The sequence below is a fragment of the uncultured Clostridium sp. genome (assembly GCF_963515715.1).
Taxonomy (GTDB): domain Bacteria; phylum Bacillota; class Clostridia; order Clostridiales; family Clostridiaceae; genus Clostridium_AW.
Genome location: NZ_CAUPZS010000051.1, coordinates 1 through 10,856, shown reverse-complemented (window position 1 = coordinate 10,856; position 10,856 = coordinate 1). Strand labels below are relative to the sequence as shown.

At 30.2% G+C, this 10,856-nt stretch carries 16 protein-coding genes; 1 reads left to right on the top strand and 15 read right to left on the bottom strand.

The window, feature by feature from the left end; genetic code table 11:
* Window positions 1–124: 124 nt before the first annotated feature.
* The 3 genes from RYO54_RS19925 to RYO54_RS19915 form a co-directional block, all read right to left on the bottom strand.
* Window positions 125–892, bottom strand: a complete 768-nt coding sequence (locus RYO54_RS19925; protein ID WP_315122436.1) for an alpha/beta hydrolase — start codon at window positions 890–892, stop codon at window positions 125–127.
* A gap of 125 nt (window positions 893–1,017) precedes the next feature.
* Window positions 1,018–1,482 carry a hypothetical protein gene (locus RYO54_RS19920; protein WP_315122435.1) on the bottom strand — a complete coding sequence of 155 codons (465 nt, stop codon included), beginning with the start codon at window positions 1,480–1,482 and terminating at the stop codon, window positions 1,018–1,020.
* Window positions 1,483–1,636: 154 nt separating this feature from the next.
* Window positions 1,637–1,732, bottom strand: coding sequence for a hypothetical protein (locus RYO54_RS19915; RefSeq protein ID WP_399549819.1), 96 nt, complete (start codon window positions 1,730–1,732; stop codon window positions 1,637–1,639).
* Window positions 1,733–1,925: 193 nt separating this feature from the next.
* Here RYO54_RS19915 and RYO54_RS19910 point away from each other — a divergent pair, with 193 nt between their 5' ends.
* Window positions 1,926–2,156 (top strand): hypothetical protein, encoded by a 231-nt coding sequence (locus RYO54_RS19910; RefSeq protein WP_315122434.1) that lies wholly within the window; start codon window positions 1,926–1,928, stop codon window positions 2,154–2,156.
* 149 nt (window positions 2,157–2,305) lie between these two features.
* On the opposite strand, the gene RYO54_RS19905 is transcribed toward RYO54_RS19910, so the two are convergent.
* The 12 genes from RYO54_RS19905 to RYO54_RS19850 all read right to left on the bottom strand — a co-directional run bounded on the left by RYO54_RS19905 (window position 2,306) and on the right by RYO54_RS19850 (window position 10,615).
* The gene (locus RYO54_RS19905) at window positions 2,306–3,157 is read right to left on the bottom strand and encodes a cell division protein (RefSeq protein ID WP_315122433.1); all 852 of its coding nucleotides are present in this window, start codon (window positions 3,155–3,157) and stop codon (window positions 2,306–2,308) included.
* A gap of 30 nt (window positions 3,158–3,187) precedes the next feature.
* Window positions 3,188–4,303 carry a Coenzyme F420 hydrogenase/dehydrogenase, beta subunit C-terminal domain gene (locus tag RYO54_RS19900; RefSeq protein ID WP_315122432.1) on the bottom strand — a complete coding sequence of 372 codons (1,116 nt, stop codon included), beginning with the start codon at window positions 4,301–4,303 and terminating at the stop codon, window positions 3,188–3,190.
* 156 nt (window positions 4,304–4,459) lie between these two features.
* Window positions 4,460–4,657, bottom strand: coding sequence for a hypothetical protein (locus RYO54_RS19895; RefSeq protein ID WP_315122431.1), 198 nt, complete (start codon window positions 4,655–4,657; stop codon window positions 4,460–4,462).
* A 50-nt stretch (window positions 4,658–4,707) separates the two neighbouring features.
* Window positions 4,708–4,899 carry a hypothetical protein gene (locus tag RYO54_RS19890; RefSeq protein WP_315122430.1) on the bottom strand — a complete coding sequence of 64 codons (192 nt, stop codon included), beginning with the start codon at window positions 4,897–4,899 and terminating at the stop codon, window positions 4,708–4,710.
* Window positions 4,900–4,984: 85 nt separating this feature from the next.
* A complete protein-coding gene (locus RYO54_RS19885) occupies window positions 4,985–5,407 on the bottom strand; it encodes a VOC family protein (protein ID WP_315122429.1) in 423 nt (140 codons plus the stop codon).
* Between the two features lie 101 nt (window positions 5,408–5,508).
* Window positions 5,509–5,997 (bottom strand): hypothetical protein, encoded by a 489-nt coding sequence (locus RYO54_RS19880; RefSeq protein WP_315122428.1) that lies wholly within the window; start codon window positions 5,995–5,997, stop codon window positions 5,509–5,511.
* Window positions 5,998–6,063: 66 nt separating this feature from the next.
* Window positions 6,064–6,534, bottom strand: coding sequence for a GNAT family N-acetyltransferase (locus tag RYO54_RS19875; protein ID WP_315122427.1), 471 nt, complete (start codon window positions 6,532–6,534; stop codon window positions 6,064–6,066).
* A 45-nt stretch (window positions 6,535–6,579) separates the two neighbouring features.
* Entirely contained in the window at window positions 6,580–7,122 is a 543-nt protein-coding gene (locus RYO54_RS19870) for a GNAT family protein (protein ID WP_315122426.1), read from the bottom strand.
* Between the two features lie 23 nt (window positions 7,123–7,145).
* Window positions 7,146–7,952, bottom strand: a complete 807-nt coding sequence (locus tag RYO54_RS19865; RefSeq protein ID WP_315122425.1) for a hypothetical protein — start codon at window positions 7,950–7,952, stop codon at window positions 7,146–7,148.
* 61 nt (window positions 7,953–8,013) lie between these two features.
* The gene (locus RYO54_RS19860; RefSeq protein WP_315122424.1) at window positions 8,014–8,670 is read right to left on the bottom strand and encodes an ankyrin repeat domain-containing protein; all 657 of its coding nucleotides are present in this window, start codon (window positions 8,668–8,670) and stop codon (window positions 8,014–8,016) included.
* A 65-nt stretch (window positions 8,671–8,735) separates the two neighbouring features.
* Complete coding sequence (locus tag RYO54_RS19855; protein WP_315122423.1) at window positions 8,736–9,875, bottom strand: suppressor of fused domain protein; 1,140 nt, start codon at window positions 9,873–9,875, stop codon at window positions 8,736–8,738.
* A 182-nt stretch (window positions 9,876–10,057) separates the two neighbouring features.
* A complete protein-coding gene (locus RYO54_RS19850) occupies window positions 10,058–10,615 on the bottom strand; it encodes an Imm19 family immunity protein (RefSeq protein WP_315122422.1) in 558 nt (185 codons plus the stop codon).
* Window positions 10,616–10,856 lie beyond the last annotated feature (241 nt).

Genomic DNA, 10,856 nt, shown 5'->3' with positions numbered 1-10,856 from the left:
TCTTCTAAGCTTCAGTTGGAGTAAGTATTCCTTTTAAGCAAACTCCATCTGAAGCCAAGAATCACTTGATATTTTTTACTTTTGCGCTGCAAATACTCTCTAACTATTTTCTAAATATTTTAGCTTAACTAATAGTATTTATATCATAATTTACAAAAAACTCTTGTAATAAATCAATGTATTTATTTGGATAGATTAAACTAATTTCACCATGTCCACTTTTCTTAATAATTTTTAAAGAACTTCCTTTAATGGTTTTGTGCAGTAAAATTGCAGATTTTTTCATTATTGATAGCTCTTTTTCTCCAACCAATATTAAAACTTTTGCTTTCGTATTACATATACTTGAGGGACATGAATAACTTCCATTGCTTTTAGTTATATTTATCAGTGTTTCCTTTGACATTTTGAAACTGTCCTTATAATAGTTTTCAAATAACTCCTTTGGTATGTTTAATGTTTTAGCTTGTAGTTTTGCATACCATTTCTTTTTTATTAATCCATAGCACAGATTATACGTTGGTACAGTTATCACCCTTGTAATTTTCATAGGATAAAGCAAGGCGCTTTCTATAACAACGTTCTCTGCGATATCAAATTCTTGTGATATTATTTCAACCACAATTTGAGCACCAATAGAAAGACCACAAAGGGCAAAAACTTTTCCATTAAGATTTTCTTTTATATACTTAATTACCTTTTCAGCAGATTTTTTTATACTTATAAAAGTAGTATCCCAATCATCACCATGCCCATCAATAATAGGGGTAACTATAAAATAATCCTTTTGCAACACTTCAATTTGTGTTTTCCATGACCACCAGGATAATCCACCACCATGAAGAAAAATAATGGCAGGCATATTTTTTTTGCCAAATTCCTTAAATATCATGTTCTACACTTCCTTACACATTATATATAATTAAACAAAAATTTAATCCTTACATCATTAATGTGTTCAATACTAAATGCCAGTAATTTTTATATGCTTATTAACACCGTATACATTGTACCTATTTACTTGTTTAAGAGTTTTTGCAATTCTGCTTTCTTAGGCAAATTTTCTTCTAGCATATTAATAACTTTATCATAATCACTATTTTTGAAATGAAATGTTTGCTCCATAAAACCGCCTGATAACTTAACCTTTATATCTTTTGAACTAATTATGGTAGCCTTTTGAATTTCATCCCATAATATAACCTCTTTATATTTATACATTGATATGAAACCCTTTGAGCTAATTCCTTGTTTAATCCACATGCTCATAAACATAAAAATTCCTAATATTCCTGTCACATAATGAATCCAAGTATTAGCATAAGAATATGTAATCCAAATAAAAATAATTATACTAAATGAAACCGCAATGATTTCTCCATAGCTTTTCCTTGTGGGTATTATTAATATCTTCATATATCTTAACTGTTTTAAAGTAATTAAGATAAAAAAAGCTGGAATAATAATGTCAAAAATATTCATATAAACCCACTCCTCCATAAATATAACTAAAATAAGTAATAATAAACCTTTCTTACATTGCTTCCTCCAATCTCCTAATTATATCATAAGAAAAATAAAAAGGCTTCTATACAACAATCATTTCTTGCTCCAGCATTCAGCATTTGCCAATCCATCAATTGCTATTAAGCCATAGCTTATTTCCATTCATAAATTCTATGTTTGATTCGCCGTAATAGTAGTTTCCTAATATAGAACTAAATGCAACCAGAAACTAACACAATAAAAGCTGTTGCGCTACATATTAATATTAATTGTTTTTAATTTCTTATTATCATTTATTATGATAAAATTTAATTATTACTATGAATCTGTGGATAAATAATATCATCATATTTTATTAAGAAATGCTCTGAATATATGTGGTGAATGAATACTAACTTTTTATATAATAGGAGGTTTATATGAAAAATACATCAATATGTCCAAAATGTAATTCAAATTCTATCTTAAGAATTCCAGGTAAGGCAGGAGCATATGGCAGTGGAAATATTATTATGACCGGATTTACTACTTTTAGCGCTGTAAAAGTAACACGATACCTATGCTGTGACTGCGGATATTCTGAAGAATGGATTGATGAGAAAGAAGATATAAAAACACTCATTGATACTTTTAAATGGGAAAATCAATAATAATTATTCATTAACTACATTTAGCTATGTCTTACTCTTTTATAAACTGTTTGTATTGCGACGCAAAAACACCGTAAAATTCATTTCTGAATAATACGGTGTTTTTCATAATTATTAATTTTTATAAGCTATCTATTAACATAATAAACTTATTGATTAATTTTAGATTTTACATACCATGTTATAGGTATAATATAACCGATTATAGGAGAAACTCCATATCCCATTAAAGGAACTGGAAAGTTACCAAAGAACGTAGAAAGTATAATAATCATAAAATACAAACCAACACATATTGATGGCAGTTTTAGATTTTTGGGCGGAAATAATATAAAAGGCATTGGTAACATTACTAGTGAGATAGCCCCTAATATAAGCCACATTTGTCCCATATTTGTTACTAAACTTAATATTCTTTCCACATAGGATACTGCCGGAAGACCATCTAAATATATCCATGATAGAACAACTAATATGGAAAGTCCCCCTATAATAATTGTGCGCAAACCATTTCTATCAGTCTTCTTACATAAAATAATCATCATTGGAACAGCAAATCCGGTTAACTGAGAAGCATCAGGTTGAATAAAAAGTAAGATAGATATAGCAAATGTTATAATGACTGATTGCCACCAAACTTCGTTTTCCAATAGTTCCCATAATAATATTATTGTTATAGGCATCACTATCATAGAAACATTAAACCTTATTGGTCCTATAGATATCCATCTATGAACTCCCATCATATCTGCTCCTATAAAAGTTAGAAATAAAAGTATTACTGGAATTAATATAAAAGTTTTATTAAAGTTGCTTCTAGCTATATTAACATTGCCTAACAATATCAGATATGAAATCAATCCCATTAGCATTAAACATGCAAGGTTTTGTCCCCAGATAAAGGTTGAAATATTATTATATTTCATTGCTATTGCTCCAATAACAATAACAGGTGTTGTCACTAGTAAGGGAATAAAATTTAATAATTTCGGATTTTTCATTTTAAGCTCCTTAAATATAATGTATATAAGTTAAAATTCCTCTGGCAATTGGTCTAGTAAATGAGCCAATCCAAACTTTTGGTATTCCTCCCAAAATTCTTTGCGTTCTTCAGGAAACTCTATAGGTCCCCTTAAACGCTGTTGTTCTGCAAGGGATTCTTCTTTTGCTCGTTTTTCATACTTAAGATCATCACTACATCTTTCAAGTAGCTTTTCACCTTTTGGAGTGTTAGTCATTATCAGAGAAACACCCTTTGCATCCATCCATTCTGGAGCATATTTTTCTATACCCCAATAGTCAGCAATAGTTATATCAGATGAACGATGAATATCCGTATATGGACACTTCTCACATGAAGGTCTTATAATTGTCTTTTTCCCAAAGAAAAGTTGATAGAATCGGCCGTCATAGTGAAAATTTTCACTATTTGAAGTTTTGAATAAAAATGACTCATTGCTCTTTTTCCTACTCCAGCCAGCTAGCTTAGATCTAAATTTTACATCCACTAGTTTACCACCATATTCTTTTTCAAGTATGTTTTTATAATCATCCCAAATAAGAGGACTAGGAATGCCATAGCAAATTAAATCACATAGATATAAATTCTTAACTAAAAGGGAGTCGCCTATAAATCCACGTAGTCCAGCAATTTGGCATGGTGTTCCTGTAAAAAGTACAATCTTTTCATCCGTTAAATCTGTTTTTACCTGTTTAAAAATATCTCCAAGATTGCTTTGGACGTATTTTGACACTCTCATTCTATTTCGCTGTTCTTCATTTTCCGCCCTCTTGTGCATAACACGGAATTCATTGTCATAATCCGCACCATAAACAACGCCACCTTGACGAAGTATCTCGTCAGAAATAGCTGTGAAGGCACCTCCAGAGGTTGATTTCATTAAGACCTCCTCCGACTTGTGCTTGGCCACAAAAAAATCTGGAATAGAATTATGTTTATAGTTTCCGCTTTCAATTAAAGGGCAAACCTTTGTACATTTTCCACAGTCCACACATAGAGCTTGGTCTATAATAGGATACAAGAACCCTTCCTCATCCGGGTCCATGGAAATGGCTTGCTTAGAACAAGTATTATAACACGCACTACAACCACAGCAGTTTTCTTTTTTATTAAAAATAGACTCCATATAAATCTCCTTTCTTAAGCGAAATTTAATCATTGCAATTTTAGTTAATCGAATCATATAAACATTTATTATTCTCTTATAATTTAATTATGTATCGCTGATTAGAAAAGTTCAATCTTATTTCAAAAAAATCATTCTGTGTATTTTATTATCAGTCTACTCTACAAAAGGCAAAGTAATTCCTGATAAAATTATTAGCAACAATACTCCTGCAACAACAATGCTTCCAGTTGAATTTTCTTTTTTTACTGCAGAAGTAATTGCATTAATGAATGAAGCTACGAATGCAAATGGCCAAATAAACCACGTCCAATAGTAAAAAATTCCTATTCCTCTCAACAATTCACCTAACATTCTATATTTCCCCCCAGAAAATAAATTTTATAATGTAGATTAATATATAATTACCCATCACTTTTTTTACAATTCTGAATTATATAGCGAACCAATGGTATTATAATTATAGCAACCATAACTACAAGCGCAGTAATGCCAATGAATATAGAATCTATCCCTAATGAATCCAATATGCTTTTTAATATGAAATAAGTAATAAACCCTCCTATAAACCATTTAATTCTTTCCTTAATAGCCACAAATATCTCCCCCTGATACTGCTAAATTATTTGTTTTCCAATTATAATGCTTGAAAAAATATTGTGTAATAATTTCATTGTAGTTTTATTTTACTCGTTGGAACATTGGATGATCTTCTTTGAGTTGAACTAAATCCCACAAGTTTCCATATAAATCTTTAAATACTGCAACAATACCATATGATTGTTCTTTTGGTTCTCTAACGAATTCGATTCCTTCTGATATCATATCGTTATAATCTCTCCAAAAATCATCTGTCCCAAGGAATAAGAAAACTCTTCCCCCTGCTTGATTCCCAATGAAAGGTGTTTGTTCTTGTTTTGAAGCCCTTGCAAGTAATATTGTAGTTCCAGAGGAGCCTGGTGGTGATACTACTACCCAGCGTTTATCTTGCTCTGGCTGATATGTATCTTCAATTAGCATAAAATGAAGTTTTTTTGTGTAAAACTCAATAGCTTCGTCATAATCTTTAACAACTAAAGCGATGTGTATAACAGATTGTATCATTTTATTAACCCTTCTTTCTTTACAAAATATAAATGCTTGTATCAGGATTTTTTACCATTAATGAATAATTCTTTAGCAAATAAGAAAATTGTGAGATAATTTTATTTTGTCTTGGTTACAAATATATTGCCATTTTTAAAGTGTATCAGTATGGTTGACCCTGAAGCAAAAAGGATTTCGTGAGATAACGTCTGCTCATCTACTGGTAAAAACTCATCATAACCCCAATCATCAAATCCTCTTCTCTCTCCCCAACCTTCAACTTCTGCATAATTTACATTAAGCTTTCTAATGCATTTATAGGTTATTTTAAATGTATTTATACTATCTGTAACATATATATCTAGAGATATAGGATTTTTAAACTCATATTCCTTATGTGTTAATACTATATTCTTTATTTGAAAGTCATGAAAACCTTGATTACTCAAGTATGTTTTTAAAAACTTTTTGGAAAATCTATTTTTAACTGATTCAAATATTTCAGAGTACACTTTGTTATTCTTATCCCATTCTAAGCTTGCTTTCTCATATTCCTTCTGAGAATCACTATTTAACTTCGACCATAATTCATCAGTAAAATATCTCATATACTCAACCTCCCAGTTTCGTATTATCTTACCACATCTATTTAATTAACAATAATTATATATTGTTCAGTTTGGATAAACATAAATTTCTGATTGCCACTTATCTATCCAACCATCATATACAAAACCTAATTTAAGTAATAAATTTTTAGACGGGATGTTTTCTTTTTCAGTCATAGCTACTATTTCACAGCCAGAGTAATCTTCTCTAAGTCTTGGTAATAGAGCTTTCAATACTTCGCTTATATATCCTTTTCGAGCGTAAATTGGATTAATAGAAAATCCAATTGTAATAGTTTTTCCTTTTCTTACAAGATATAAATCTCCTAAAAGATTATCTGTGGTTTTATGAGCAATGGCAAGTTGGATTCCATTTTCCATATTTAAAGGAGCTAACAATGCTTTTTTATATTCGTCTTTTGTTAAATTCTTAAAACTTTGATACTTCATCCATTCTTCATTGTTTCTATAAGTCATGAATGAGTCTAAATCTTTTTCTTCAAAACACCTTAATATACATCTATCCGTTTTAATCACTAGACCACCCCATTTATAGTCTTTTATTTTTACTAAAAATAAAGTTTAGTTATTATCTGATATTATAGCAAATATCTGATGGTCTTCCCATTTTCCATTAATCTTTACACCTTTTTGTTCTATACCTTCTCTATGAAAACCTGCCTTTTCTAATACTCGCATTGAACCTATATTGCTTAACATTACACCTGCATCAACACGATGTAGTTTCAATTCATTAAACGCAAATTCTATTGCTAAAGAAACTGCTTCCGTGGTATATCCTCTACCATTATATTGTTTGTCCAATGAATAACCAATTAAACATTTCTGGAGTGAACCTCGAAATATATGATACAGCGATACACTACCAACTAATTTACCATTATCTTTTAGATATATACCAAAAGAATATCCTTTACCTTCTTCTCTTTGCTTTATAGAATTGCTAATATATTTACGCTTTGAGTCAAGTGTGTAATAGTCATCGTCAAAAGCTGGAGAATATTTGTGAAATAACTCACCATTTCTTAAATGCAAATCGAGTAAAGATTTTGCATCTGCATCTCCAAAAAAACGAATAAAAATTTTGTTACATGTAAGATCCATATTAATTTTGCCTCCTATTACCATTAATAAAAAATACCTATTGTATCTCTATCATTTAGATAATAACCCTTTCCCTTTTTTGTAATAATTTCAATATCTTCATCTAATAACTTGATTAGTTCTCCACTTTCCAATGTCTTGTTGTCCATTATCAAACAAAATAAAATTATATTTATAATTTTTTGCAGTATTTCTACTTCATACTCTACATGTACCAACTCTATCTCTAACTTGTTAAATATATTTAATCCTGTTGTGAAAGCTCCTATTCTCCCATCTTCTTCTCTAACATAGTTAATGTTTATCCAGTTTTGATACGGAAGATAATGATCATTATGTTCAATTGCTGCTTTCATAATATTCATATAGCTACGATAACTATTTTTTTCAATGATTAAGTTTGAATCTGCATTATACATACATATTCCATCAGACATTCTCATAAGCGAACAACAAACCTGCGTAAATATAGAGCAAGTTTTAATCTGATCTAAACATTCATTTTTTAATATGGCAACAATCATAAATGCCTTATGATTATTAACATATTCTTCTGCTTCTCTCCAAAATGGATTTCTTTTTGCAGCTTCAATTGGAGAGGCCTCTGGATACGCAGCTTTCATAAATGAACATACAAACTGAATCTTATCTATATCAAAATTGACATGTGTAATCATATCCTCATTTCTTATTTCTGCTTCTAATTTCACTCCCCAATCTTTTTCAAATCCATCTATAAATGATTCTGCATCAAACTCAACATCATTAAACAGCCCATACTGCACACATTTATATCCTTCTTTTTTCTTTCCAACCCCAAATAATCCCATTACTAATCCTCCTACAAATTTACTACTTATAATACTTAGCCTTAAATTAAGAATTTGTTTACTATTTACTCTTCATCAAAAATTGCCCCACTGGTTCTTTTTCATAAGATTCACAAAGCGTTTTATTGTTGCGCTTATCCCTTTCATATATGTCTGCACCTTTTTGAATCAGCAAATCGAAAATTCGCATTAAATCTTCCTTAAGCTCATTTGTAATAATCCTATTGTTGGCAACCCTATCCTCTTTGTAATAGTAGCTAGGAAGTATTTGTCTTGCATCTAAAATTGCTCTTACTAAACAAGAATTTCCATAGGAATCAACAGAAGAAATATCCGCTCCCATATCAATCATCCTTTTCAATACATGAAAGGCCTTATCAGCCTTTTCCTTTGAATTAAACTCCCGAAACCCCATAATAGCATCCTTTGTATTCCATCTTGAGCTCATAACGGCTGCCATAATAGCATCCTGCAAAACTGGCATCCTCCACTCATAACAGCTTTCTTTTTCTATAAAATTCACATCAGCGCCACAATCCAAAAGATATTCTGCAATTTCAAAGTTGCCAGATTTTATTGCAACTTGCAGAGGAGATTGTCCATGGTCTTTTTTAGGTGGCTGTTTCGCTGTACACGCAATCAGCTCAGGTTTCTTTTGAAGCAATGCTTTTACAGTGTCTATATCACCCTGTCTTATTGCAACAAATAATTTTTTCATACATTCTCTCCTTTCTACCACTAAATCACTGATAAAAAGCAATTTAACATATATGAACAACGCTGTTAAATAAATTTAGGTTTTTCATCAAATATAATTATATCTTCTAAATTACCATTATACTTTTCTATAAGCTTATCAACATCATTGTCCTGAACAAAATTGTATTCCTCTTTAGTTATGGGAATTACCCATAACAAATTAATTCTTTCACCCATAAAAGTATCATATTTGGGGGAATTAATTTGAGGAAACATATTATCATTTATCAATAACACAGCTTCAAAATTACTTACTACATTACAAGGAATAGTATGTCCATTTCCAAGCCAGGTTATTGCCTTCCATGGAAGACCTGTCTGTCCGCTTATATAGCTTAATAGCTTCATATAATGGTTTTTATTTTTAAAATCATCACTGCATGCAAAGCCTAATTCTATTCTTCTGTACTGCTCTGATCCTTCTTCAAAGAACTGTTCAATTTTAGGCTGACATAGTGCGCTTACTCCTGCTGTAAATGCATAATTAACTTTATCCTTGGTACCTGTAATTAATGCTTTAGGTGGAAACTGATTATTATCAATAGCATAATACTTTTCATAATTTCCGAAAAATTTTTCTAAGGTTGATAAATGCATATTCTGCACATCTTTAAAGTAATCGTCGTATAAATATTCCCAGTATTTTTTACTTTTCATTACCCTCTTATATAGATTGTCTTCAGCATCAGTTAACTCCCATGCAAATGGTCCAGTTCCCACAGCATATCTTGAATATCCATAAAATCCATTTTCCGCCCATCCAGGTATTACAGCCAAAAGTTTATCATTTTCCAATAGTGCTGCCCCATCACCTTCTTCAAACCATATAATTGATAAATTATCTGTATCGATTTCTATTCCTTCACTGCTATGCCTGCAGTATTCCAAAGGCATCATGGGAGCAGTTCCATTATCCATCGCTTCATAATCAATGTCCTTGCCTGTCATACTTGTATTGCAAATCCAACAGGGCTTAATTATGCTATTTTCAGAACATGGATTAAACCATAAATAGAAATAAATTGTAGTTTCGCTCTTTTCAACAAAGGCTTGAATATTGCACACTGGTGACCAGCTCTCTATCAAAATTTTATTCTCCACTTTTTCACCTTCTTCTGATGCATTTTCATTTTGCTTATTGAATAATTTCTTAAATATCCCCATCTTATTTCCTTTCTTTATTTAATCTTTTTCTATTTAATATTATTTTATATTCTAATTCCATAACTTTCTCTGGTTTTTCGCAGTAACTACATTCAAATTGGAATTTATAAGCTAATTATTTTACAAAATCATATTTTTGTTAATTAAAAACATTGAAATACTTTCAATAAAAAGTTATTATACTATTCTTTTACATTCTTGCAGTTTTCAATAACTTCATTGCAAATGGTATTATAATCATCCTTTTCAAAAAATGTTTCTTCTAATCCACTCAATAATACATTTTTCAGTTCATCAATTTCATCATTAGAATTAACATAAACCATAGGTAACAGTAGTAATTTTTCTCTAACATCTTTTTTAACTGTATGCTTTTTAAATTCTTCCCATGAAATAGCATGTATCTCATAATGAGGTCCAGTGCATCCTATCTCATTATCATCTAAGAAAAACATTGTATCACCAGGATGGAATTCTATATAAAGTTTTTTCTCTGTATCTAATGATAGTTGTAATGTATTCGGATCATCCACATAGCCATCACTATCATCCAAAACACCATCATAATAACCTGTAAATGAGTTAATAAATTCCTTAGGAAATTCAAATTTTTCAGATAAAAACTCAGACAAAGTTTCTTCCAACTCTTCATTAAAAGATTCTGGATAATTACAAGCAAAAAAAAGTAGCCAAAAATTAGAATTGCCTTTAATACTTTCAAAATCAATAATATTACGCATTTTTATTTTCCTTTCTTAATTTTATAATTTATAGCTTCTAAGAAATTCAAAATGCATTTATCCTGATAAATTACTATTTATATTACTCATCCCAAAATTGGAATCTGATGGCTAAATAGTAATTTAAATTATACATCTATTACTATCAACCTTTATACTTTTAACCAACTCAACATAAATTTTTGCTCTTCTTAGTAACTGTAATTTTCTATAAGCACTTTTTCAAGATATGATTTCAGAT

Excerpts from the sequence above, each read along its gene's own strand:
- RYO54_RS19870 (WP_315122426.1), bottom strand. The coding sequence starts at position 7,122 with ATGGATCTTACATGTAACAAAATTTTTATTCGTTTTTTTGGAGATGCA.
- RYO54_RS19865 (WP_315122425.1), bottom strand. The coding sequence starts at position 7,952 with ATGGGATTATTTGGGGTTGGAAAGAAAAAAGAAGGATATAAATGTGTG.
- RYO54_RS19885 (WP_315122429.1), bottom strand. The coding sequence starts at position 5,407 with ATGATACAATCTGTTATACACATCGCTTTAGTTGTTAAAGATTATGAC.
- RYO54_RS19925 (WP_315122436.1), bottom strand. The coding sequence starts at position 892 with ATGATATTTAAGGAATTTGGCAAAAAAAATATGCCTGCCATTATTTTT.
- RYO54_RS19880 (WP_315122428.1), bottom strand. The coding sequence starts at position 5,997 with ATGAGATATTTTACTGATGAATTATGGTCGAAGTTAAATAGTGATTCT.
- RYO54_RS19920 (WP_315122435.1), bottom strand. The coding sequence starts at position 1,482 with ATGAATATTTTTGACATTATTATTCCAGCTTTTTTTATCTTAATTACT.
- RYO54_RS19910 (WP_315122434.1), top strand. The coding sequence starts at position 1,926 with ATGAAAAATACATCAATATGTCCAAAATGTAATTCAAATTCTATCTTA.
- RYO54_RS19895 (WP_315122431.1), bottom strand. The coding sequence starts at position 4,657 with ATGTTAGGTGAATTGTTGAGAGGAATAGGAATTTTTTACTATTGGACG.
- RYO54_RS19900 (WP_315122432.1), bottom strand. The coding sequence starts at position 4,303 with ATGGAGTCTATTTTTAATAAAAAAGAAAACTGCTGTGGTTGTAGTGCG.
- RYO54_RS19860 (WP_315122424.1), bottom strand. The coding sequence starts at position 8,670 with ATGAAAAAATTATTTGTTGCAATAAGACAGGGTGATATAGACACTGTA.
- RYO54_RS19850 (WP_315122422.1), bottom strand. The coding sequence starts at position 10,615 with ATGCGTAATATTATTGATTTTGAAAGTATTAAAGGCAATTCTAATTTT.
- RYO54_RS19855 (WP_315122423.1), bottom strand. The coding sequence starts at position 9,875 with ATGGGGATATTTAAGAAATTATTCAATAAGCAAAATGAAAATGCATCA.
- RYO54_RS19905 (WP_315122433.1), bottom strand. The coding sequence starts at position 3,157 with ATGAAAAATCCGAAATTATTAAATTTTATTCCCTTACTAGTGACAACA.